The organism is Agrobacterium sp. BT-220-3 (assembly GCF_025910175.1).
Taxonomy (GTDB): domain Bacteria; phylum Pseudomonadota; class Alphaproteobacteria; order Rhizobiales; family Rhizobiaceae; genus Agrobacterium; species Agrobacterium oryzihabitans.
The window spans coordinates 214,670-237,249 of sequence record NZ_JAPAIX010000004.1 but is presented as its reverse complement, the minus strand read 5'-3'; the positions used below and the strand labels follow the sequence as shown (position 1 = coordinate 237,249).

The following is a 22,580-nucleotide window of genomic DNA, read 5'->3' as shown; positions in this document are numbered from 1 at the left end:
AAGCATAGCGAATCACGCAATGCAGGCGGGCGCAAGTGCTTATTTTTTTTGCGCACCGATTGTCTTGATGAAGCTTTCAACAGCCGGCAAAGATTTTTCGACCATCATGGCAACTCCTTGCGTATTGGGGTGCATCTTGTCGTCCAGTTTCAGCCTGTCATCACTCACTACGCCATCCAGAAAGAACGGATAAAGCGGCAGGTTGTATTTTTCCGCAAGCTGCGGATAGATCGGATTGAAGCGCTTGGCATAATCTTCGCCCATATTCGGCGGCGCCATAATGCCGACCAGCAAGACGGCTATATTGCGTTTCTGAAAACCGGAAATGATGGCGTCGAGGTTCTTTTCCGTCTGTTCCGGCGCAATACCACGCAGCGCATCATTGGCTCCGAGTTCCAGAATGACCCCGTCCGTACCATCAGGAACGGACCATTCCGCCCGCGCCAGACCGCCGGACGAGGTATCTCCGGACACACCGGCATTGGTGACGGTGACATTGATGCCCTCGGCTTTTAATGCAGCTTCAAGCTGTGCGGTGTAGCTGTCGGTAGGAGGCAGCTGATACCCGGCCATGAGGCTGTCGCCGAGGCCGACCAACTGCAATGTCCGCTCCTGAGCCATGGCCACAGAGGCAGAAAAGGCTGCGGCGAAAATGACGATGAAGTGAAACAGGGCAGCTTTAAATCTCATCACGGCTTTCCTAACTTGGTTCACATTGTCTGAAATACCGACCGCATCGACACCGCCAGACTGTTTTCATCATATATAGGAACGAGAATTGTGACGAAAAGCATCATAGAGCTGAAGAAAGCCGACCTCACGCTCGGCAACGCCGCCGCCTCCGTTCACGTTCTCAAGAACATCGATCTCGCCATCGGCGAAAGCGAGGCAGTTGGCATTGTCGGTCCGTCCGGCTCGGGAAAATCGACCCTTCTGATGGTGCTTGCCGGGCTTGAGAGGCTTGATAGCGGTGAGATCGTCATCGCGAACACTGAGCTGCACAAGCTCGGCGAAGATGCGCTCGCGGATTTCCGCGGCAAGAATATCGGCATCGTTTTCCAGTCCTTCCATCTCATCGCAAACATGACGGCGCTGGAGAACGTCGCCGTTCCGCTGGAACTCGCCAACGCCCCGAACCCCTTCGAAATTGCCAAACGGGAACTTGTCGCCGTTGGTCTCGGGGAACGCCTCAACCACTATCCCGGTCAACTCTCCGGCGGCGAGCAGCAGCGTGTCGCCATCGCCCGCGCGCTGGCCCCCTCCCCCGCCGTGTTGATCGCCGATGAACCGACAGGCAATCTCGATACAGATACCGGCAAGCAGATCGCCGATCTTCTTTTTGCAAAACAGGCCGAACGCGGCATGACCATGGTCCTTGTCACCCATGACCCCTCGCTGGCCGCCCGCTGCTCACGGCAGATCAAGGTGCGCTCCGGTGAAATAGAGGGTGACAGCGCCAAGGCCCAGATGGCGCGGGCGGTATCGGCATGATCGGATCCATTCTCCCGTCTTTCGCCAATATCCGGAACGCCGCGAGGCTCGCGCGGCGGGAAATTCGCGGCGGCCTGCGCGGCTTTTACATTTTCCTCGCCTGCATCGCGCTCGGAACCGGCGCCATTGCAGCCGTCAATTCCGTGTCACGCGCCGTCACCAGCGCCATCGCCACGGAAGGTCAATCCATATTGGCAGGCGATGTGCGTTTCGAACTGCGCAACAGGGAGGCGACCGCAGAGGAAAAGGCCTATCTCGACGGCCTCGGCAAGATCGCCGTTTCCACCGGGCTGCGCTCCATGGCGCGCCTCGCCGACGGTTCCGAACAGACGCTAACGGAAGTGAAGGCCATCGATGGCGCCTATCCGCTCTACGGCACCTTCGTGGCGGATCCCAATCGGCCGCTGAGCGAGCTTCTGGCCGCGACCGGCGACACCTATGGCGCAATCGCCGCGCCGCTTTTGCTCGAACGGCTCGGCATCAAGGTCGGTGATGAAATCCTGCTTGGTAACGCGAAGCTTAAACTGACAGGCACCGTGGTCGACGAACCGGACGCGCTGTCCGATGGCTTCGGTTTTGCACCGAGGCTGATGGTCAGCCGCGATGCCCTTTTTGCCTCGGGTCTCGTTCAGAATGGCAGTCTGGTCGAACATGCCTATAAAATCCGGCTGGACGACCCGGCAGCACGGACAACGATGACCGACGCGGCCAACAAGGCGTTCCCCGACGCCGGCTGGTCCATCCGCACCAGCGACCGCGCAGCCCCCTCGCTCACCGAAAACGTCAACCGCTTCTCGCAATTCCTGACGCTGGTGGGGCTTACCGCCCTCATCGTCGGCGGTGTCGGCGTCGCCAACGCCGTTCGTGCCTTTCTCGATTCCAAGCGCACAACGATCGCGTCGCTGAAATGCCTGGGCGCCCCGGCCTCCGTGGTCACCATGACCTATCTCTTCCAGATCGCCTTCATTGCCGTTGTCGGCATCGTCATCGGCCTTGCGGTGGGCGCCATCGCGCCGCTGGTCGCCATGCGGTTTCTGGAAGGCGTGCTTCCGGTGCCGGAAGAACTCGCCTTCTACCCCGGCGCACTCGGTCTCGCCGCGCTGTTCGGCCTCTTGACGACGCTTGCCTTCGCCATCGTGCCTCTCGGTCAGGCACGCGAGGTCCCGGCGACGGCGCTCTTCCGCGAACAGGGTTTCGAAGAGGGCAGCTGGCCGTCCTGGCCCTATCTGGCCACCACCGGCCTGCTGCTGGCAGCGCTCGCAGCACTTGCGATATTTTCGGCGGAAGACCGTTTCATCGCCTCGGTCTTCCTCGCCGCCATCGCCTTCGCTTTCGTGGTCCTGCGGCTCGTGGCATCTGGCGTGAAGGCCATCGCCAAACGCAGCCCACGCGTTCATTCCGCCGCCCTCCGTCTGGCGATCGGCAACATCCATCGCCCGGGCGCACTTACCCCCTCGGTCGTCCTTTCCCTTGGCCTCGGCCTGACCCTGCTTGTGACGCTGACGCTGATCGATGGCAATCTGCGCCGCGAACTGACGGACAGCCTGCCGGACCGAGCGCCGAATTTCTTCTTCGTGGATATTCAGGGCAGCGAGTTGCAGGGCTTCCGCGATCTCCTGAAGCGGGAAGCGCCGGAAGGCACGCTGACAGAGGTGCCGATGCTGCGCGGGCGGATTCTCGCGCTCAACGGCGAAGATGTGACAAAAATGGACGTGCCGCCGGCCGGTCGATGGGTGCTGCGCGGCGACCGGGGCATAACCTATTCGCAGGATACTCCCGAAAACGCGACACTGACGGAAGGAACGTGGTGGGGACAGGACTATAGCGGCGAACCGCTGGTCTCTTTTGCGGCGGAAGAGGCGCGGGAACTGGGCCTCAAGATCGGCGACAGCGTCACCGTCAACGTGCTCGGCCGCAGCATCACGGCGAAGATCGCCAATCTGCGCAATGTCGAATGGGAATCCCTGTCGATCAATTTCGTCATGGTGTTTTCGCCAAACACGTTCCGCGGCGCACCGCATGCCTGGCTTGCGACACTCGCTGACCCTTCCGCATCCACAAGTGATGAAGGCCAGATATTGCGCGCCGTCACCAACGCCTACCCGACGATCACCAGCGTGCGTGTGAAGGACGCCCTCGATGTCGTCAACCGGCTTGTCGGCCAGCTTGCCACTGCCATTCGTGCCGCAGCGGCCGTCGCCCTGATAGCATCCGTTCTCGTTCTCGCCGGCGCTCTTGCCGCCGGAAACCGCGCCCGCACCCATGACGCGGTTATCCTGAAAACGCTGGGCGGCACGCGAAACCTGCTCATCCGCGCCTTCTCCTACGAGTACATGATGCTTGGTCTCGCCACCGCCGTTTTCGCACTTTTCGCCGGTGGCGTCTCGGCATGGTTCGTAATTGCCCGCATCATGAAACTGCCCTCCACCTTCCTGCCGGATGTGGCGATAGGCACGCTCGTCGTCGCCCTCGTCATGACGGTGGGCATCGGCCTCATCGGTACCTGGCGAATTCTCGGACAGAAAGCCGCTCCGGTTTTGCGGCAGGCGGGTGAATAATCATCGGTTGTGCGCTGCTTAACTTTAGCGATTAATTCTTTGTAATGATCGCCGAAACGTGAGCGCTTTTCGCGCATATGGTGTCTTTTCGACTGGAAAAGGCCTTGTATCGGACACGTTCTGCCATCATATTCTTGGGCAGGCTTGCTGAAGCTCCGCAGCGGCGCCCGGGAGGTATCCCGACACCGTAGCAATTACGGAGCTCAAAAGAGGAAACAATGGCTGACTTCAATAACTACCAGAACCGCATGGCGCAGACCCGTGCACAGACTGGTGCGATGATCGATGAAGGTCTTCGCGCGTATATGCTCAAGGTTTACAACCTGATGGCGCTGGCTCTGGTCATCACCGGCATTGCGGCGTTCGCTACCTTCACGCTCGCGACCACCAATCCGGCCTTCGCACAGTTGCTCTATGCGTCGCCGCTGCGCTGGGTCGTCATGCTCGCACCGCTCGGACTGGTGTTCTTCCTTAGCTTCCGTATCCAGAACATGAGCGTTTCCGCCGCCCAGATGACCTTCTGGGTCTATGCGGCGCTGATGGGTGTGTCTCTGTCCTCGATCTTTCTGGTCTATACCGGCCAGAGCGTCGTACAGACGTTCTTCGTGACCGCTGCCTCGTTCGGCGCGCTCTCGCTTTACGGTTACACGACGAAAAAAGACCTTTCAGGCATGGGTTCGTTCCTGATCATGGGTCTGTTCGGCCTCATCATCGCGTCCATCGTCAACATCTTCCTCGCTTCCTCTGCGCTGCAGTTCGCGATTTCCGCGATCGGCGTGCTGATCTTCGCAGGCCTCACCGCCTACGACACACAGAAGATCAAGGAAATGTATTTCGATGGTGACGAAGTTGCCGTGGCTGGCCGCAAGGCAATCATGGGTGCGCTGACGCTTTATCTCGACTTCATCAACCTGTTCATGTTCCTCCTGCAGTTCATGGGCAACCGTGACAAGTAAGGGTAGGAACCCGACTGGCAAACATGCGAAAGGCGGCCCTTAGGCCGCCTTTTTATTTACCTGCAATCGAAACCTGACTGCCTCTGAATTCTCTTGTTCTCAACCGGCGGCGAGCACGTAGCCCGCCGGTCTGAAGCTCACTCGATGAGCTTCAGGACCTTGTCGAAAACCTTGAGAACCTGCGGAAGCTCATGGCCGCGTTTGAGAATGCGGCCATCCGTATTGACCACGCTATAGGCCCCCTGTTTCGTTGCCAGCTTGGGGTTTTTCTCGATCCTGTAGAGAGGCATTTCGCCCGAACGCTTGAAGACGGAAAATACCGCCTTTTCCCGCAAGTGGTCGATGGCATAATCGCGCCACTCGCCCTCTCCCACCATGCGGCCGTAAATGCGCAGGATCGCATCCAGCTCGCGCCGGTGGAAAGTGACCGGCAAAGGGTCCTTGTTCTTCTTGTATTCACGGAGATCGATAACGGTGGAATTGTCGCGTGAAGCGGTCTGCACCTGCTGCACATCCGGTTGATCGGTCATCCAATACCTCCGATTCCACCCAAATCATCCACTCAATGTGAGCCCGTGAAGGCGAAATTGCAAGCCTCGCCCGCGCCGTAAGACACAGCATAGGCAATGATCTGAAGGCATTTTACAATCTTGGAACGACAACAAAATCGAGACGCGGCTATATAAAATAGCTCCCACCAAAGCCACCAGGGAGGGTGCCTGCCGCAAAAGCAGGGGTAAAAAATGGTAACCATTTAGGCAGCCATTTTAGCATGGCCTGCCGTATTTCGGTCAAACCATGGCCCGAATTGGATGGAATAGTCCTATTGTCAATTGATGCCTAGGCACCAAGATGACCCGGTCCGGTGCATTGACCCTTTACCCCCAGCCCCCAATGCCCGGACCGGATCTTCCATCGCCCGACAGGCGATTAGGGGGTTTCATTTCCCAAAAGAATGCTCGCGCCGACGATCGCCGCCGGATCGCCGCTGGCATTGGCCGTCTGCAGAAGGACGGCACAACCGCCCTTTTTCACCTTTGCAACGACACTCGCAGGAAGTTTCACCGTCATCGGCGAACCGTCCCACATTCCGACGGTCTGCACATCATAGACGCTATGCCAGTAGGACATTTTTTTCCCCTGGTTTTCGCCCTTCTGCACATCCACCGTCTGCTCGCGCGTGAAATAGGCAACCACGACATCGGCCTTGCCGCTGCCAGCGCCAATATCGATCTCCACCTCGTCCCCGGCAAATTTTGACGAGACCGGCACGTTCAGCCCCTGCCCCTCGCGCTTGAATGCATCAAGCCGGTCATAAATGCCGCGAACATCGGCGCCCTTGACATGATCTCGACCGTTCAGGATGGCCTGCGGCGTATAGACGCCGTTGCGGCCAAGCGCGCGCATATAGCCATATTGCCGTTCGGTATTTTCCTTCGATGCAAGCGAATCCGCCCAGCCGAGATAATTCCAGTAGTCGACATGATAAGAGAGACCGACGACATCGCCCTTCTGGATCATCTTGCGCAAAGCCTCGTCCGCTGGCGGGCAAGACGAGCATCCCTGCGATGTGAACAATTCAACGACGCCCTTCACTGCCTCCTGCGCATGCGCGGATGTGACGAGGAACGTGCCGAGAAGACATATCGACAGGGGGAATTTCAGTGGCATTACAAAAACCTTTGTCCGGCAAGATATCCAGACGAATTGATGCGATCAATCCCGCCGGGATGCAAACCGGAAAATAACGTCTATTCCCCCTCAATAGAAAGTCACGAAGGGGTGAGCGGCAATCACAAAAAACAGACGAAGAAACAGGAAAGACGCCGGGATTTCTCGCGGCGCCTTTTATTGGTCTATGCTTGATCAGGCCGCCAGATCGCGAAGAACGGTCTGCAGAATGCCGCCATTGTTCATGTAGATCACTTCGTCCAGCGTATCGATGCGGCAAAGAAGCGGAACTTCCTTAACCGAACCGTCGCTGTAGGTGATCTTGGCGATCTTCTTTTCACGCGGCTTGATCTCACCTTCGAGACCGTCGATCTCGACGATCTCGTCTCCCTTGAGATCGAGGCTCGCCCAGGTCGTGCCTTCCTCGAAGACGAAGGGAACGACGCCCATGCCCACGAGGTTCGAACGATGAATACGCTCAAAGGACTGTGCGATCACGGCCTTGACGCCGAGCAGGTTGGTGCCCTTCGCCGCCCAGTCGCGGGAAGAACCGTTGCCATATTCGACACCGGCAAAGATGACGAGCGGAACGCCCTCCGCCTTGTACTTCATGGCAGCGTCGTAGATCGACATCTCTTCCTTGGACGGATAGTGGATGGTGTAGCCACCTTCCTTGCCGTTCGGGCCGAGCATGTGGTTGCGGATGCGGATATTGGCGAAGGTGCCGCGCATCATCACTTCATGGTTGCCACGACGCGTACCGTACTGGTTGAAGTCGGCAATGGCCACGCCATTCTCCGTCAGATAAGCGCCGGCGGGCGATGCGGCCTTGATCGAACCGGCCGGAGAGATGTGGTCGGTGGTGATCTTGTCGCCAAAGAGACCAAGAACGCGCGCGCCCTTGATATTCTTGAGGCCGGAACCGGTCTTGCCCATGCCCACGAAATAAGGCGGGTTCTGAACATAGGTCGACTTGTCGTCCCAGGCATAGGTCTGGCCCGGGGGAACCTGAACGGCCTGCCAGTTCGCGTCACCCTTGAAGACATCTGCGTACTTCGATTCGTAAAGTTCGCGGGTGACGTATTTCAGGATGAATTCCTGGATTTCCTGCGAGGTCGGCCAGATATCCTTGAGATAGACCGGATTGCCGTTCTGATCGTCGCCGATCGGCTCCTTCGTCAGGTCCTTCTGGACCGTGCCGGCAAGCGCATAGGCCACGACGAGCGGCGGCGAGGCCAGATAGTTCGCCTGAACGTCCGGCGAAATACGGCCCTCGAAGTTGCGGTTGCCCGAAAGGACGCCGGCCGTGATCAGGCCCTTGTCGTTGATCGTCTTGGAGATCGGCGCCGGCAGCGGGCCGGAGTTGCCGATGCAGGTCGTGCAGCCGAAACCGACGAGGTTGAAGCCGATCGTGTCGAGGTCCTTCTGCAGACCGGACTTGTCGAGATATTCGGCAACCACTTGGCTTCCCGGCGCCAGCGAGGTTTTCACCCACGGCTTGGACTTCAGCCCCTTGGCAACGGCGTTGCGGGCGAGAAGGCCGGCAGCGATAAGAACGGAGGGGTTGGAAGTGTTTGTGCAGGAGGTGATGGCGGCAATCGCCACATCGCCATGGCCGAGATCGAACTCCTCGCCCTCAACCGCATAGCGGCTGTGGAGCTGGCCGGGCTTCTTGTAGTCGTTTTCGAGAGCCGTCGCGAAATTCGGCGCAATGGTTTCGAGCGGCAGGCGGCCTTCCGGACGCTTCGGGCCGGCCATGGAGGGCACGACATCGCCGAGGTCGAGTTCCAGCGTATCAGTGAAAACGAGGTCCGAACCGTCGCCGGTGCGCCACATGTCCTGCGCCTTCGAATAGGCTTCGACGAGCGCAATACGATCCTTGGTGCGACCGGACATGGTCAGATAGTTGATGGTCTCGCCGTCAACCGGGAAGAAGCCGCAGGTCGCGCCATATTCCGGACCCATGTTGCCGATGGTGGCGCGGTCGGCCAGCGTCATCGAATCAAGGCCGGGGCCGAAGAATTCGACGAATTTGGAAACCACGCCCTTCTTGCGCAGCATCTGCACGACGGTCAGCACGAGGTCGGTCGCGGTCACGCCTTCCTTCACCTTGCCGGTCAGCTTGAAGCCGATAACCTCAGGCAGAAGCATGGAGACCGGCTGACCGAGCATCGCAGCTTCAGCCTCGATACCGCCAACGCCCCAGCCGAGAACGCCGAGACCATTGATCATCGTGGTATGCGAATCCGTGCCAACGCAGGTATCCGGGTAAGCAATCGTTTCGCCATCCTCTTCCTTCGTCCAGACGGTCTGGCCGAGGTATTCGAGGTTGACCTGGTGACAGATGCCGGTGCCGGGCGGTACTACGCGAAAATTCTTGAATGCCTGCTGGCCCCACTTCAGGAAGCGGTAACGCTCACCATTGCGCTCATATTCAAGCTCTACGTTGCGGGCAAACGCAGTCGGTGTGCCGAATTCGTCAACGATGACCGAGTGGTCGATGACCAGATCGACGGGGACGAGCGGATTGATTTTTTCCGGGTCGCCGCCAAGCGACACCATGGCGTCGCGCATGGCTGCAAGATCGACTACGGCTGGAACGCCGGTGAAGTCCTGCATCAGAACGCGGGCGGGGCGATAAGCGATTTCGGTTTCGGTCAGGCCCTTGTTGTTGAGCCATTCGGCAACGGCCAGAATATGCTGCTTGGTGACGGACTGGCCGTCCTCGAAACGAAGCAGATTTTCGAGCAGCACCTTCATGGAATAGGGCAGCCTGGATACGCCCTTGAGGCCGTTTGCCTCAGCCTTGGGAAGGCTGAAATAGACGTATTCCTTACCATCCACGGTAAGGACGGAACGACAATTGAAACTGTCGAGTGATTTGGGCATGGATAAAACCCCGCTTACTCTGATAGCCAACACGTGCGTGCGGACACCTATGCACTCATGCACATCAGGATGCGGGTACGACCATTTCCGCTGTCCGCACGTGAAAGTTACTCCTCGTAACATTCAGGTCCGGCGCAAGATGATGTTCACGCCGGCCGCTGGCGTGGTTGACACCCATATAGATAATTTCGGAGAAACGTGCCAGACCATTCAGGAAATCAAATCGATTTTTTTGTGCGACACGATGAAAATCTTATACGGAAACGCGGCATGGATTTGACGGCGGAAAATCTTGGCGTGCGGCGCGGTGAAGATTTCATATTCATGAATGTTTCCTTCAAGTTAAGCGATGGCGACGCACTGGTCCTGACGGGCCGAAACGGCTCGGGAAAATCGACGCTTCTGCGCACGGTGGCCGGCCTGCTGCGGCCCGAACAGGGGCGGATAACGATAGCCGGCAAAGAGATAGAGGAGGGCATGCGGCCCTCGGAGGCCTGCCATTATCTCGGCCACCGCAATGCGATGAAAACGGAACTGACCGTTTCGGAAAATCTCGAATTCTGGAAAGACTTCCTTGGCGATTTTTCTGGCGGCACGGGTATGGAGATTGATGAGGCGGCGGAGATCGTCGGCCTTGCCGGCATCACCCATCTGCCTTTCGGTTATCTTTCTGCGGGCCAGCAACGGCGTTTTGCCATGGCGAAGCTTTTGATTGCATGGCGGCCGGTGTGGATTCTCGACGAGCCGACCGCGGCGCTCGACAAGGCGGCTGACGGGATGTTTACCGGTCTGGTCCAGAGCCACTTGGGGAGAGGCGGCATCGTCCTGGCTGCTACCCATCAGCCTTTGGGACTGGAGAATGCTCGTGAATTGCAGATGACGGGGTTTGCGGGTGTGGAGGCTTGGGCATGATGGGCAGGCGCGCGGGACATACCCCCCTCTGCCCTGCCGGGCATCTCCCCCTCAAGGGGGGAGATCGATCTGCGGCGAGGTTTCGCCCATCTCGAAGTTTGCGGATGGAGTGGCGAAAGTGCCTCCTGCCGATCTCCCCCCTTGAGGGGGAAATGCCCGGCAGGGCAGAGGGGGGTAACGCCGCGAACACGAGGGCACCCCGATGACCGCCCTTTTCCTCCGTGACATCAAACTCTCCATCCGTGCCGGCGGTGGCGCGCTGATCGGCGTATTGTTCTTCATGACCGTGGTTGCCGTCATCCCCTTCGGCGTCGGACCCGATCTCAATCTGCTTGCCCGCATCGGCCCTGCCATCGTCTGGATCGGCGCACTTCTGTCCGCCCTTCTCGGCCTCGACCGGCTGTTTCAGGCGGAACGGGATGACGGCTCCCTCGACCTCATTCTCATGCAGGAAAACCCGCTGGTCCTGACCGTGCTCGTCAAATGCCTGGCGCATTGGGTCGCAACCGGCCTGCCGCTGGTGCTTGCTTCGCCGTTGCTCGGCCTTTTCATGAATATGGATGAAGTGGCGATCGGCGCGGTGATGCTGACCCTTCTCGTCGGCTCGCCCGCCATTACCTTCATCGGGGCTGTGGGCGCCGCCGTCGCCGTGGCACTGCCACGCGGAGGACTTTTGGTATCCATCCTCGTCCTGCCGCTTGCCATTCCTGTCCTGATCTTCGGCGTCAGCGCCTCCTATGCGGCGGTGCAGGACCCGGCGCCCTTTGTGCCGCCATTCCTCATTCTCTGCGCGATCACGTTATTTTCAGCCGTAACCGGTCCTTTCTTTGCCGCTTTGGCGTTGCGCAATGTTATGGATTGATGAAACCGGCCAGACGATCCCGGATTGACAGGGATCAATTGCGGGATGGCCATTCTCGGGTTACACAAACGGCATGAACGAGCAGACTTTCGCCATCACCAAATTCAGCGATCTCGCCAATCCCACGCGGTTTCTGGCGCTTGCGGCACGCATTCTGCCCTGGCTCGCTGTTCTGACAGCGCTGGTGCTGGCCGCCGGCCTCTATCTGTCCTTCACAACGGAAGGCGATTATCAGCAGGGTTACACCGTGCGCATCATGTATGTGCACGTGCCCTCCGCCTGGCTTGCCATGATGTGCTACACAGTGATGGCGGTTTCGGCCATCGGCACCCTCGTCTGGCGTCATCCGCTGGCGGATGTCAGCCACAAGGCCGCCGCCCCCATCGGCGCCGCCTTCACGCTCATCGCTCTCATCACCGGCTCGCTCTGGGGCAAACCCATGTGGGGAACCTGGTGGGTGTGGGATGCGCGGCTGACCTCCGTTTTCGTCCTCTTCCTGATGTATCTGGGGCTGATCGCGCTCAATCGCGCCATGGACGATCCGTCCAGAGCCGCCCGCGTCAGCGCCGTGCTGATCCTTGTCGGTTTCGTAAATATTCCCATCATCAAGTTTTCGGTCGAGTGGTGGAACACGCTGCACCAGCCGGCAAGCGTCATCCGCATGGGTGGCTCCGCCATTGATGCGGAATTCCTCTGGCCGCTTCTGACCATGGCGATCGGCTTCACGCTGCTGTTCTTCACCCTCCACATCGCCGCCATGCGCAATGAAATCTGGCGCCGGCGCGTGGCTGCGCAACGGCGCCTTGCCGCCCGCATGGCAAACCGGGAGGGCTGAGGTGATGACGCACGCCTTTTATATCGGCATGTCCTATGCGGCGACCGGCCTTGTCGTCCTCTGTCTCATCGCCTGGGTCGTTTTAGACGGTCAGGCGCGTAAACGGGAACTGAAAGCATTGGAAGCATCCGGCGTTCGCCGCAGGACGAAAGCCGGTTCTGCGGGTGACGCGCCATGACGCAGGCCGGCCAGGACCAGAATACAAAGGCCAAAGCCACCGGCCGCGCACGATATGCGCTGGCGCTGCTGCCGCTTCTGCTTTTCGGCGGCTTTGCCCTCGTCGCCGGCAAGATGCTCTATGATCAGGACGTGAACGGGCTGGATATCAGCGCCATTCCCTCGGCTCTCATCGGCACCAAAGCGCCGAGTTTGTCGCTGCCGCCGCTGGAGGGCTCCAACCTGCCGGCGCTCACCGATGCCGCCATCAAGGGCAAGCTGACTCTGGTCAACGTCTTTGCCTCCTGGTGCATTCCCTGCCGTCAGGAGCACCCGCTGCTTCAGGAGCTGGCCAAAGACAGCCGCATCACCGTTGTCGGCATCAATTACAAGGACGGGCAGGACAACGCGCTGCGCTTCCTCGGCGAACTCGGCAATCCCTTTGCTGCGATAGGCGTCGATCCGAACGGCAAGGCCGCGATCGACTGGGGTGTCTATGGCATTCCCGAAAGCTATCTGGTCGGCGCGGACGGCACGATCCTTTACAAAAAGGTCGGCCCATTCGATGCCCGCAGCGTCGAACGCGACCTGCTGCCGGCCATTGCTGCCGCCGCCGGAAAATAACACCCGGGTCGAAAAACCTCACACTTTGGAAACTACCCTGAGCGACGGGACCTCAGCGGTAGCGGGAAGACGTATGCCCTCCAGCACGACCTGATCGCGACCGCCACGTTTTGCGGCATAGAGACTGTCATCGGCACGCTTGATGGCATCGTGAATGGAATGATCTCCTCTCGCGACGGCCGAGACGCCGAAGCTTGCGGTGATCTGTGTCGCCACGCCGCGGTTGCGCCAATCGAGCGACGAGAGGCCAAGTCGCATGCCATTGGCGAGCTGTCCGGCCAAGGCAGCGGTCTGGCCGGGCAGGAAGACCACGAATTCCTCACCGCCGAAACGGGCCACCAGCGCATCTTCAGGCGCATTTCGCCTGAGAAGATCGGCAAGGCCGATGAGAACGATATCTCCCGCAGCATGACCGTAGACATCGTTGATGCGCTTGAAATGGTCTATGTCACAGGCAATGACCGCACCATCTGGCGTATCATTGCGAAAATCGGGCACACGCCGGTCGAAGCCGCGGCGGTTCAGCACATCCGTCAGCGGATCGTGCTCCGCCGCATGCAGGTGCCGGTCAACGGTAACGGAAATCTGGCTCGCAAGCACGGAAAGCGCAAGAAGGAAGCCGAATATGCTCGCGGCAAGCTGCATGTAGAAAGCATAATCGGATTCGAAGAATTCGCTGAGTTCGATCATCGAGCCGTTCGGCGTCATCACCAGCAACATGCCGATGCGCACCAGCGTTTCCAGCACCACGAGCGACGCGATCGCCACCATCAGCCTGTCGGCAAGCGCCAGAGGCCGCCTCCGCACGATCCAGACCGGGATGGCGAGCAGCAGGGCGCAGACAAGATCGCCGATGACCAGCTCACGTTTCAGATCCGGCGTGACGAAGACATGGAACGAGACCAACAGAACGGCCGCAGCTACGATGGACAGTCGCGCCGTCGTATAAAGCGGCCGTCCGAAATGGGTGAGCAGCGCGTGGCCGTAGAGAAAAAACGCAGAAAAGAACAACAGGTTCGAGACGATCGCCTGAACTTCGAAGGGCAAACCGCCAAGCACCAGGGGTGCGGCAAAACCAAAGGCTGCCGAAAGATATCCCAAACCCCAATATCGCGCCGAAGCGTGGCCGATCCTTTGCAGGAACAGGAACACCACACCGAATGTCAGCATGATGAAGGGGAGAAGATAGGCGAAATTATCTTGCACAGTGTTCTGCCGGACGGAAAGACGAACCTTTGAGCCCGGACATTACCTCAATGCCCTTAAGAAAACTTGCATATGGCGCGGGGTTTTCGTGCCTTTCCGCCGCATGCCCCGGCAGATATGTTCACATTTGCGGGAGCGCGTTCTGCCATTCCTTGATCGCCTCGACGGGCCAGACGAGCATGACCACGTTCAGCGTCAGATTATCGCGGATCAGCCATCCGGTGAAGATTTCGAAGAAGATGGCGATCACCACCGTCAGCCACACCGGCATGCGGGCTGCGAAAAGGAAACCCAGCGCCATGAAAACCGTGTCCATCGCCGAGTTCAATATGCTGTCGCCGGTGTAACCCAGCGCCATGGTCGCCGTACGGTAACGATCAATGATGATAGGCGAGTTTTCGAGGATTTCCCATGCCGCTTCCACCAGAACAGCAAGCGAAAGCCGCATGGAAAGCGGCTTGTTGCGGAACAGCAGCCAGGCGAACCAGTAGAATAGGAAGCCATGGATGATATGCGACGGCGTATACCAGTCAGCCAGATGCTGGGAATTGCCCGGCGTGTTCACGCCCGGTTCGAACAGCTTCACGTAACCGCATTCGCAAATGGGAATGCGGCCCATGAAATAAAGGATGATGATCTGCAGGAGAAGTAGCCCGGCGGCCACGCCGAACCATTTGAGCGAACGCGAACGGGAAGCCGGCATCTCCGCAACTGTCATTTTTCGTCCTTGCCGAGAGGCTCGACAGAATGGCGCATGACGAGCGGCATCTGCGCCATGGTGAAGATGATGGTGATCGGCATCGTGCCCCACACCTTGAAGGCGACCCAGGTGTCGGTGGAGAACATGCGCCAGACCACCTCGTTCAACACCGCGAGGAAGAGGAAAAATACACCCCAGCGCAGGGTCAGCTTGCGCCAGCCCTCATCGTTCAGCTTGAAGGCCGAATTGAAGACATAACCCAGCAGCGACTGGCCGAAGAACAGGCCGCCAAGCAGGATGACACCGAACAGGGCGTTGACGATGGTCGGCTTCATCTTGATGAAAGTATCGTTCTGCAACCACAGCGTTAGCGCACCGAACACGAAAACCACGATGCCTGATATCAGCGGCATGATCGGCAGTTTCCGCGTCAGCACCCATGAAACCGAAAGCGCGAGCGCCGTTGCGATCATGAACAGGCCGGTGGCGATGAAGATCGGCCCACCGAACTCCGTCAGCACGGGGAAAGTGGAAGCCAGCCAATCGCCGCGGGAGTTGGCGAAAAAGAACACCATAAGCGGGCCAAGCTCGAGCACGAATTTCAGGAGCGGGCTGATTTCCGCCACCATCTTTTCGCTTTCCTTGGAATTGCTTTCAATATCCATACTCAAACTCCCGCAATGGCCTTGGCGAAATCTTCCGCCTCGAAGGGCTCCAGATCGTCCACACCTTCACCCACACCGATGAAATAAACCGGCAGCTTGTGTTTGGCGGCAATGGCAACGAGGATACCGCCCCGCGCCGTGCCATCCAATTTTGTCATAATCAGGCCCGAAACACCCGCAACATTGCGGAATATTTCCACCTGGTTCAGGGCGTTCTGCCCGGTCGTCGCATCCAGCGTCTGCAGCACGGTGTGCGGCGCATCCGGATCGAGCTTGCCGAGCACCCGCACGATCTTTTCCAGCTCCGCCATCAGTTCCGTCTTGTTCTGCAGGCGACCGGCCGTATCGATGATGAGAACGTCGCTTTTCTGCGCCCGCGCCTGCTCATAGGCGTCGTAAGCCAGACCCGAGGCATCCGCACCCAGCTTGGTGCCGATGAACTGCGAGCCGGTTCGGTCGGCCCAGATCTTGAGCTGCTCGATTGCAGCAGCTCGAAACGTGTCGCCAGCCGCGAGCATGACCTTTAGGCCGGAGCCCGAAAGCTTGGCGGCAAGCTTGCCGATCGTCGTCGTCTTGCCCGTACCGTTCACGCCGACGACAAGAATGACATGCGGCTTGTGCGAAAGATCCAGTTCCAGCGGTTTGGCGACGGGCTTCAGGACCTTGGTGATCTCGCCGGCCATGATGCGCGCCACATCCTCGCCGCTCACATCCTTGCCATAACGTTCGGACGACAGGGCGCCGGTGATGCGCATGGCGGTCTCGACACCCAGATCCGACTGGATCAGAAGGTCTTCCAGTTCATCAAGCGTATCCTCGTCCAGCTTGCGCTTGGTGAACAGCGCCGAAATCTGCGTGGTCAGTTGCGATGATGTGCGGGCAAGCCCGGCCCTCAGACGCTGAAACCAGCTGAGTTTCGGCTCCGGTGCAGCGACAACAGGCTCTTCACGCTCACTTGCCGATGAAAAGCCCTTCGGTAAAGCCTGTGGCACGGCAGATGTTTCGACGGCATCTATGGACTCGGCCTCATCCAAAAGCGCATCCATCGCATCCGCATCAAGCACGGCATCGGCAGCGTCCGGCGAAGGTTCTACCTGTTCTTCGGCCGCGGCTTCCGCCTGCAACAGCGACAACGGCACGATACCCATATCACCGGAAAGCTCGGCGCCGGGCAGCAGCGGCGCATCCTCATCCTCTTCGGAAAGGACAACATCCGCCGTCTCGTCCGGAGCCGGTCCGCCGGCCGTCTCCATCTCCAGTTCGGAAACCGGATCCACATCGACAGGGTTATGCGCTTCGGCCTCGCTCAACGCTTCTTCGAAAGAGGCGTTTTCCTTGCCGTGTTCGGGCGCGGAATCCTCGTGCGGCCTGTCGTCGGCCTTATCCTTGCCGAACGAGAAGACTTTTTTGATGAAGCCGAGGGCCATGGTTGTTCCCGTGTCTTTATCTCGTGCCGCTTCAGGCCGCGTCAGCCGCCAGAAGCTTCATGTTCAGATGTTTGCCGTTGTGGCCGGTAATCGCAACCTGCGCAAGAGTGCGCGGGGCAAGATGCGGTGCCTCCACCAGCGTGAAATTGTCGGTATGCGCAAAACCGTTGTTTTCAACGAGGATCGTCTGCACCGAGCCGACCATGTTTTGCAGATGCGCGAGCCTCAGCGTCTCGCCGCGTTCGCGAAGCCTCGCCGCCCGCTCCTTGACCAAGGCGCGGTCAAGCTGCGGCATGCGTGCAGCAGGCGTGCCGGCGCGCGGGCTATAGGGAAACACATGCAGGCTGGAAATGCCGCATTCTTCCGCAAGCGTCGCAGCGTTGTCGAACATCTCTTCCGTCTCGGTCGGAAAACCGGCGATCATATCAGCACCGAAGGCGATATCCGGACGGAGCGACCGCACCTCGTGACAGAAGCGAATGGCATCAGCCCTGGAATGACGGCGTTTCATGCGTTTCAGGATCATGTCGTCGCCATGCTGGAGGGACAGGTGCAGATGCGGCATGAAACGCGGCTCACCGGCAATCAGATCCATCAGATGGCTGTCCGCCTCGATGCTGTCGATGGAGGAAAGCCGAAGTCTCGAGATTTCCGGCACCTGCTTCAGCAATGTCTTGGCAAGATATCCAAGAGACGGTTCGCCCGGCAGATCGGCGCCGTAGCTGGTGGCATCCACCCCCGTCAGCACAATCTCGCAATAGCCACTTTCCGTCAGCCTGCGCGCCTGATCCACCACGGCCCCCATCGGCACGGAGCGGGAATTGCCGCGCCCATAGGGAATGATGCAGAAGGTGCAGCGATGGTCACAGCCATTCTGCACCTGAATGAAGGCGCGCACATGCCCGTCTATGTGCTTGACCATCTGCGGCGCGGTCGCCTTGATGCTCATGATGTCGTTGACGCGCAGCTTTTCTTCCGCCGAAACGCCGAAATCCGGCAGCGCGCGATAGGAGGCGCTTTTCAGCTTTTCCTCATTGCCCAGCACCACATCCACCTCGGGCATTTCGGCAAATGTCTGTTTTTCCGTCTGGGCGGCACAGCCGGTAACGATGATACGCGCATGCGGATTATCGCGCCTTGCTCGGCGAATGGCCTGGCGGGCCTGTCGCACCGCCTCACCCGTCACCGCACAGGTATTGACCAGCACGGCATTGTTGAGCCCGGCCTTTTCGGCCTCCGCCCGCATCACTTCCGATTCATAGGTGTTGAGACGGCAGCCGAAGGTTATGACCTCGACGCCGCTCATATGGCCCCCTGTTCGGCCGCGACATCCCGCGACCAGACGCCCGTGACGGGATCGACAACGCCGGACCATTCCCATTCGGCCGGGCCGGTCATGATGACGTGGTTGTCCTCGCGCCAGTCGATGGTCAGCGGCACACGTACGGGGCTGGAGGCGACATCGATGGTGACCTTCTTAGCTGTGCGACCGGTGCGCGCGGCGGAAACGGCGGCAGCGCAGGCGGCGGAACCGCAGGCAAGTGTCAGCCCCGCGCCGCGCTCCCAGGTGCGCGTGCGAAGCGCGCTGTCGGAAATCACCTGCGCCAGCGTGATATTGGCCTTTTCCGGGAACATCGGGTGGTTTTCGAGAAGCGGTCCGAACCGTTCCAGATCAAAACTCATCGGGTCGCGATCCACCCAGAAAATCGCATGCGGGTTGCCCATCGACATGACGGCCGGTGAATGCAGGATCGGCGCATCGATCGGCCCGATCTGCAATTCGATGCGGCTCGTATCATGGAACTCTTCCGAAAGCGGAATATCGCTCCAGCGGAAACGCGGCAGGCCCATGTCGACGGAAATCATGCCGTCCTCATGCTCAACGGCGTTGAGGATGCCCGCCACCGTCTGGAAGGTAAAGCTGGTCTTGCCGGTTTCCGAGGAAAGCGCCTGCACCACGCAGCGCGTGCCGTTGCCGCAGGCCTGCGCCTTCGTGCCGTCGCAATTGAGAATATCGATAAAGGCATCGGTGCCGCCGATACGGGGATCATGGATTGCCATGATCTGGTCGAACTGGGTGGTGGGATCGGCGTTGAGCGCGATGGCTGCGGCGGGCGTCACCATGTCCTTGCGGCCGCGCATGTCGACAACGAGGATCTTGTTGCCAAGCCCGTTCATCTTCGCAAATTCGACCGTATCCGCCATCGCCTTGAACCTGAATTATCTGAAAACCGGATTATACACGGGCTTTGCCTCGCGCTTTCGCCCTATATGGCGGAAAGGACGGCAAATTACCAGACTGTTGCGGCGCAAACCGGTGAGCCGCTCAGGCGGCAGGCACGTCGAAAACCTCGCCGGGGCGCATCGGCCGGAAACGGCTCTCCTCTACCTCCTGCCCGACAAGTGCTGTCTTGAGCGCCGCAAGCGGTGCATCCACCGCTTCATCGGTAAGCTGCACCGTGCCCCAATGGTGGCCGCAGACATGTGCAGCACCGCAAATCCTCATGCCTTCCACGGCTTCCGCCGGGTTCTGGTGCTGGCCTTTCATGAACCAGCGCGGCTCATAGGCGCCGAAAGGCAGGTTGGCGAGACGGAAACCGCCGTGCTTCTTGCGCGCGGCGTGATAATTGAGGCCCTCGTGAAAACCCGTATCGCCGATATGGTAGATCTTGCCGCCAGGCGTTTCGATGACGAAGGCCGCCCAGAGCGCCATGCGCCGGTCGTTGAGACCCCGCGCGGACCAATGGTGGGAAGGTTCGAAATGAATTTTGACCGAACCGGTCTCCACGACATCGCCCCAGTCCCCCACCTTGATACGCGCCGCCTCGACGCCCGTGCGGATGATTGCGTCATTGCCGAGCGGCGTGACGAAAAGCGGTTTGTGCGCCACATGCAGCCGCTTCAGCGTTTGCATATCCAGATGGTCGTAGTGATTATGCGTCACCAGCACCAGATCGATGGGCGGCAAATCCTCGAAACGGATACCGGGCGCATTGACGCGTTTGGGACCGACAAAACTGAACGGGCTGGTACGCTGCGACCATACCGGATCGATGAGGATATTCAGCCCCGCCGTCTGGATGAGAAAGGAGGCGTGACCGACGAAGGTGACGCGGATATCTTTTCCGTCGATCCGCGGTTCTGGCTTCGCGAAAGGAAAGGGGCTCGGATAATCTTCCGGCCATGTGGCGCGCTCGCCGTTGAAGCGCCATTTGAGCAGGCCCATGAAATTGCCGGGCGGCGAACCGCCGGGGTTGAAGAAGCGCACCCCGTCGAAATGATCGGAGATCGGGCCGCTATAATAGGCGCTGGCGTTCGAACGGCGGGCAAACAGCGCACCGCCCGCCACAGCGAGCAATCCAAGAGTTGAAAAACGAAAGAAGTTTCGACGGTTCATGCTAAAGGTATAGGGAGCGGAATGGTGCCGTTCAAGCGGCGCCATTCGCGGCTTGCAGCCGATCACGCAAAGATGAAATGCGTGGCCGCGCGGCTGAAAACCGGCACCGCCTTGACTTTTCCCGCACTTTCCTGTTTATCCCCGCCAATCAGCTGGCAGTTTCACGACTCCAAGCCGCCGACCGGGACCCGCAAAGGTATAAAGAGATCCCGGAGGTCAACACCCGACAGCGCGATGCGCCCTCGGGTGCTTTTTGGCTTTGCGTCTTGTTTTTGCCAGCGAAAGCACCGACGTTTCGGAGACCCCGGAACGAAGAAGGAAGAAACGATGTTTGAAAACCTCCAGGACCGCCTTGGTTCCATTCTGAATGGACTGACCGGCCGTGGCGCGCTGACGGAAGCCGATGTTGCCGCCGCCCTGCGCGAGGTTCGCCGTGCGCTTCTGGAAGCGGACGTTGCGCTGGAAGTCGTGCGTTCCTTCACCGACAGGGTGCGTGAAAAGGCTGTTGGTGCCGCCGTCCTGAAGTCCATCAAGCCTGGCCAGATGGTCGTCAAGATCGTTCATGACGAGCTTGTCGAGATGCTCGGCACCGAAGGCGTCTCGATCGACCTGCATGCGGCCGCCCCGGTCGTCATCATGATGGTCGGTCTGCAGGGTTCTGGTAAAACAACCACGACAGGCAAGATCGCCAAGCGCCTGACGGACCGCGAGAAGAAGAAGGTGCTGATGGCATCTCTCGACACGCGTCGTCCGGCCGCACAGGAACAGCTTCGCCAGCTCGGCGTGCAGACTGGTGTGGACACGCTGCCGATCATCGCCGGCCAGTCACCGACCGATATCGCCGCGCGCGCCGTACAGGCAGCAAAACTCGGCGGCCATGACGTCGTCATTCTCGACACCGCCGGCCGCACCCATATCGACGAACCCTTGATGCTGGAAATGGCCGACATCAAGAAGAAGTCCAACCCGCATGAAATCCTGCTGGTCGCGGATTCGCTGACCGGTCAGGACGCCGTCAATCTGGCGCGTAATTTCGATGAGCGCGTCGGCATCACCGGCCTCGTACTCACCCGTATGGATGGCGATGGACGCGGCGGTGCGGCCCTTTCCATGCGCGCCGTCACCGGCAAGCCGATCAAGCTGATCGGTATCGGCGAGCGCATGAACGAACTCGACGAGTTCCATCCGCGCCGTATCGCCGACCGTATTCTCGGCATGGGCGACATCGTCTCGCTGGTCGAGAAGGCCGCCGAAAACATCGATGCGGAAAAAGCCCGCTCCATGGCCGAGAAAATGGCCAAGGGCAAGTTCGACCTCAACGATCTGGCCGACCAGCTTGGCCAGATGAAGAAGATGGGCGGCATGGGCGGCATCATGGGGCTGATGCCCGGCATGGCCGGCATGAAGGACAAGATGGCTTCGGCCGGCATGAACGACAAGATGTTCGACCGCCAGATCGCCATCATCTCCTCCATGACCAAGGCGGAACGCGCCAATCCCGATATTCTGAAGCACAGCCGCAAGAAGCGCATCGCCGCCGGTTCCGGCACGGATGCCGCTGAAATCAACAAGCTTCTGAAGATGCATCGCGGCATGGCCGACATGATGAAGGCCATGGGCGGCAAGGGCAAAGGCGGCATCATGAAGCAGATGATGGGCGGCCTTGCCGGCAAGATGGGCCTCGGTGGCCTTGGCGGCGGCATGCCTGATCTGTCGAATATCGATCCGAAGCAGCTTGAAGCGCTTCAGAAACAGGCGGAAGCCGCCGGTCTCGGCAAGCCGGGCGCAATGCCCGGTCTTGGTGGTCTGCCGGGCGGATTGCCGGGTCTGGGTGGTGCCAAGCTGCCCGGTCTTGGCGGCATGCCGGGCCTGCCCGGCTTTCCGAAAAAGAAGTGAGGGGGACACCAGTGAACAATGCAGAGGTGAAAGCCCAGCTTTCCGAATACCGCCAGTCGATCGACAATATCGATGCCGCACTGATTCACATTCTTGCCGAACGTTTCCGCTGTACCAAGGCGGTGGGCGTGCTGAAGGCAAAGTACAATTTGCCGCCGGCCGACCCGGCGCGCGAGGAATACCAGATCGAACGCCTCCGCCGTCTGGCGAAGGATGCCAATCTGGACCCGGATTTCGCCGAGAAGTTCTTGAACTTCATCATCAAGGAAGTCATCCGGCATCATGAAGCAATCGCCGCCGAACATGGCGGCACCGAAAAGACCGCCTGAACGGCG

21 protein-coding genes are annotated in these 22,580 nt (G+C 59.5%); 10 read left to right on the top strand and 11 right to left on the bottom strand.

Annotation, left to right across the window (positions count from 1 at the left end; genetic code table 11):
• Positions 1-39: 39 nt before the first annotated feature.
• On the bottom strand, positions 40-690 hold the full coding sequence (locus OK142_RS14295) for an arylesterase (RefSeq protein ID WP_498683445.1): 651 nt from the start codon (positions 688-690) through the stop codon (positions 40-42).
• 90 nt (positions 691-780) lie between these two features.
• Between OK142_RS14295 and OK142_RS14290 the strand changes: the two genes are divergently transcribed.
• The 3 genes from OK142_RS14290 to OK142_RS14280 all read left to right on the top strand — a co-directional run bounded on the left by OK142_RS14290 (position 781) and on the right by OK142_RS14280 (position 5,005).
• Positions 781-1,491 (top strand): ABC transporter ATP-binding protein, encoded by a 711-nt coding sequence (locus OK142_RS14290; protein ID WP_498683443.1) that lies wholly within the window; start codon positions 781-783, stop codon positions 1,489-1,491.
• A complete protein-coding gene (locus OK142_RS14285) occupies positions 1,488-4,049 on the top strand; it encodes an ABC transporter permease (protein WP_498683442.1) in 2,562 nt (853 codons plus the stop codon). The genes OK142_RS14290 and OK142_RS14285 overlap by 4 nt, the downstream gene beginning before the upstream one ends.
• 218 nt (positions 4,050-4,267) lie before the next feature.
• Complete coding sequence (locus OK142_RS14280; RefSeq protein WP_003492462.1) at positions 4,268-5,005, top strand: Bax inhibitor-1/YccA family protein; 738 nt, start codon at positions 4,268-4,270, stop codon at positions 5,003-5,005.
• Positions 5,006-5,142: 137 nt separating this feature from the next.
• Here the strand turns inward: OK142_RS14280 and OK142_RS14275 are convergent, their stop codons facing one another.
• The 3 genes from OK142_RS14275 to acnA all read right to left on the bottom strand — a co-directional run bounded on the left by OK142_RS14275 (position 5,143) and on the right by acnA (position 9,565).
• Entirely contained in the window at positions 5,143-5,535 is a 393-nt protein-coding gene (locus OK142_RS14275; protein ID WP_003492464.1) for a DUF2794 domain-containing protein, read from the bottom strand.
• A 400-nt stretch (positions 5,536-5,935) separates the two neighbouring features.
• Complete coding sequence (locus tag OK142_RS14270; protein WP_003492466.1) at positions 5,936-6,676, bottom strand: DUF1223 domain-containing protein; 741 nt, start codon at positions 6,674-6,676, stop codon at positions 5,936-5,938.
• 195 nt (positions 6,677-6,871) lie between these two features.
• The gene (gene acnA, locus OK142_RS14265) at positions 6,872-9,565 is read right to left on the bottom strand and encodes an aconitate hydratase AcnA (protein WP_498683441.1); all 2,694 of its coding nucleotides are present in this window, start codon (positions 9,563-9,565) and stop codon (positions 6,872-6,874) included.
• A 270-nt stretch (positions 9,566-9,835) separates the two neighbouring features.
• On the opposite strand from acnA, the gene ccmA reads away from it, so the two are divergent.
• From ccmA to OK142_RS14240, 5 genes are all read left to right on the top strand, one after another.
• Positions 9,836-10,477, top strand: a complete 642-nt coding sequence (ccmA, locus tag OK142_RS14260) for a heme ABC exporter ATP-binding protein CcmA (RefSeq protein ID WP_498683439.1) — start codon at positions 9,836-9,838, stop codon at positions 10,475-10,477.
• Between the two features lie 202 nt (positions 10,478-10,679).
• A complete protein-coding gene (gene ccmB, locus OK142_RS14255; RefSeq protein WP_498683436.1) occupies positions 10,680-11,339 on the top strand; it encodes a heme exporter protein CcmB in 660 nt (219 codons plus the stop codon).
• A gap of 73 nt (positions 11,340-11,412) precedes the next feature.
• Positions 11,413-12,174 (top strand): heme ABC transporter permease, encoded by a 762-nt coding sequence (locus tag OK142_RS14250; RefSeq protein WP_498683433.1) that lies wholly within the window; start codon positions 11,413-11,415, stop codon positions 12,172-12,174.
• A gap of 4 nt (positions 12,175-12,178) precedes the next feature.
• On the top strand, positions 12,179-12,352 hold the full coding sequence (ccmD, locus tag OK142_RS14245; protein ID WP_035241213.1) for a heme exporter protein CcmD: 174 nt from the start codon (positions 12,179-12,181) through the stop codon (positions 12,350-12,352).
• A complete protein-coding gene (locus tag OK142_RS14240) occupies positions 12,349-12,954 on the top strand; it encodes a DsbE family thiol:disulfide interchange protein (protein ID WP_498683431.1) in 606 nt (201 codons plus the stop codon). Before ccmD ends, OK142_RS14240 begins: the two co-directional genes overlap by 4 nt.
• Before the next feature lie 18 nt (positions 12,955-12,972).
• Here the strand turns inward: OK142_RS14240 and OK142_RS14235 are convergent, their stop codons facing one another.
• The 7 genes from OK142_RS14235 to OK142_RS14205 all read right to left on the bottom strand — a co-directional run bounded on the left by OK142_RS14235 (position 12,973) and on the right by OK142_RS14205 (position 20,394).
• On the bottom strand, positions 12,973-14,160 hold the full coding sequence (locus OK142_RS14235; protein WP_003492481.1) for a GGDEF domain-containing protein: 1,188 nt from the start codon (positions 14,158-14,160) through the stop codon (positions 12,973-12,975).
• 121 nt (positions 14,161-14,281) lie between these two features.
• The gene (locus tag OK142_RS14230) at positions 14,282-14,878 is read right to left on the bottom strand and encodes a DUF2585 domain-containing protein (protein ID WP_035241216.1); all 597 of its coding nucleotides are present in this window, start codon (positions 14,876-14,878) and stop codon (positions 14,282-14,284) included.
• The gene (locus OK142_RS14225) at positions 14,875-15,525 is read right to left on the bottom strand and encodes a septation protein A (protein ID WP_498683428.1); all 651 of its coding nucleotides are present in this window, start codon (positions 15,523-15,525) and stop codon (positions 14,875-14,877) included. Before OK142_RS14225 ends, OK142_RS14230 begins: the two co-directional genes overlap by 4 nt.
• A gap of 2 nt (positions 15,526-15,527) precedes the next feature.
• Positions 15,528-16,952: a signal recognition particle-docking protein FtsY gene (gene ftsY, locus OK142_RS14220; RefSeq protein WP_498683427.1), complete on the bottom strand. Its 1,425-nt coding sequence runs from the start codon at positions 16,950-16,952 to the stop codon at positions 15,528-15,530.
• A 31-nt stretch (positions 16,953-16,983) separates the two neighbouring features.
• Entirely contained in the window at positions 16,984-18,258 is a 1,275-nt protein-coding gene (gene mtaB, locus OK142_RS14215) for a tRNA (N(6)-L-threonylcarbamoyladenosine(37)-C(2))-methylthiotransferase MtaB (RefSeq protein ID WP_498683426.1), read from the bottom strand.
• Entirely contained in the window at positions 18,255-19,157 is a 903-nt protein-coding gene (dapF, locus tag OK142_RS14210; RefSeq protein WP_216330359.1) for a diaminopimelate epimerase, read from the bottom strand. The genes mtaB and dapF overlap by 4 nt, the downstream gene beginning before the upstream one ends.
• Positions 19,158-19,278: 121 nt before the next feature.
• Positions 19,279-20,394: an MBL fold metallo-hydrolase gene (locus OK142_RS14205; protein ID WP_498683424.1), complete on the bottom strand. Its 1,116-nt coding sequence runs from the start codon at positions 20,392-20,394 to the stop codon at positions 19,279-19,281.
• 282 nt (positions 20,395-20,676) lie between these two features.
• Here OK142_RS14205 and ffh point away from each other — a divergent pair, with 282 nt between their 5' ends.
• Positions 20,677-22,245, top strand: a complete 1,569-nt coding sequence (ffh, locus tag OK142_RS14200) for a signal recognition particle protein (protein WP_003492495.1) — start codon at positions 20,677-20,679, stop codon at positions 22,243-22,245.
• Between the two features lie 11 nt (positions 22,246-22,256).
• Positions 22,257-22,574, top strand: a complete 318-nt coding sequence (locus tag OK142_RS14195) for a chorismate mutase (protein ID WP_498683423.1) — start codon at positions 22,257-22,259, stop codon at positions 22,572-22,574.
• Positions 22,575-22,580 lie beyond the last annotated feature (6 nt).

Excerpts from the sequence above, each read along its gene's own strand:
- OK142_RS14295 (WP_498683445.1), bottom strand. The coding sequence starts at position 690 with ATGAGATTTAAAGCTGCCCTGTTTCACTTCATCGTCATTTTCGCCGCA.
- OK142_RS14285 (WP_498683442.1), top strand. The coding sequence starts at position 1,488 with ATGATCGGATCCATTCTCCCGTCTTTCGCCAATATCCGGAACGCCGCG.
- OK142_RS14280 (WP_003492462.1), top strand. The coding sequence starts at position 4,268 with ATGGCTGACTTCAATAACTACCAGAACCGCATGGCGCAGACCCGTGCA.
- OK142_RS14275 (WP_003492464.1), bottom strand. The coding sequence starts at position 5,535 with ATGACCGATCAACCGGATGTGCAGCAGGTGCAGACCGCTTCACGCGAC.
- OK142_RS14270 (WP_003492466.1), bottom strand. The coding sequence starts at position 6,676 with ATGCCACTGAAATTCCCCCTGTCGATATGTCTTCTCGGCACGTTCCTC.
- acnA (WP_498683441.1), bottom strand. The coding sequence starts at position 9,565 with ATGCCCAAATCACTCGACAGTTTCAATTGTCGTTCCGTCCTTACCGTG.
- ccmA (WP_498683439.1), top strand. The coding sequence starts at position 9,836 with ATGGATTTGACGGCGGAAAATCTTGGCGTGCGGCGCGGTGAAGATTTC.
- ccmB (WP_498683436.1), top strand. The coding sequence starts at position 10,680 with ATGACCGCCCTTTTCCTCCGTGACATCAAACTCTCCATCCGTGCCGGC.
- OK142_RS14250 (WP_498683433.1), top strand. The coding sequence starts at position 11,413 with ATGAACGAGCAGACTTTCGCCATCACCAAATTCAGCGATCTCGCCAAT.
- ccmD (WP_035241213.1), top strand. The coding sequence starts at position 12,179 with ATGACGCACGCCTTTTATATCGGCATGTCCTATGCGGCGACCGGCCTT.
- OK142_RS14240 (WP_498683431.1), top strand. The coding sequence starts at position 12,349 with ATGACGCAGGCCGGCCAGGACCAGAATACAAAGGCCAAAGCCACCGGC.
- OK142_RS14230 (WP_035241216.1), bottom strand. The coding sequence starts at position 14,878 with ATGACAGTTGCGGAGATGCCGGCTTCCCGTTCGCGTTCGCTCAAATGG.
- OK142_RS14225 (WP_498683428.1), bottom strand. The coding sequence starts at position 15,525 with ATGGATATTGAAAGCAATTCCAAGGAAAGCGAAAAGATGGTGGCGGAA.
- ftsY (WP_498683427.1), bottom strand. The coding sequence starts at position 16,952 with ATGGCCCTCGGCTTCATCAAAAAAGTCTTCTCGTTCGGCAAGGATAAG.
- mtaB (WP_498683426.1), bottom strand. The coding sequence starts at position 18,258 with ATGAGCGGCGTCGAGGTCATAACCTTCGGCTGCCGTCTCAACACCTAT.
- dapF (WP_216330359.1), bottom strand. The coding sequence starts at position 19,157 with ATGGCGGATACGGTCGAATTTGCGAAGATGAACGGGCTTGGCAACAAG.
- OK142_RS14205 (WP_498683424.1), bottom strand. The coding sequence starts at position 20,394 with ATGGCGCCGCTTGAACGGCACCATTCCGCTCCCTATACCTTTAGCATG.
- ffh (WP_003492495.1), top strand. The coding sequence starts at position 20,677 with ATGTTTGAAAACCTCCAGGACCGCCTTGGTTCCATTCTGAATGGACTG.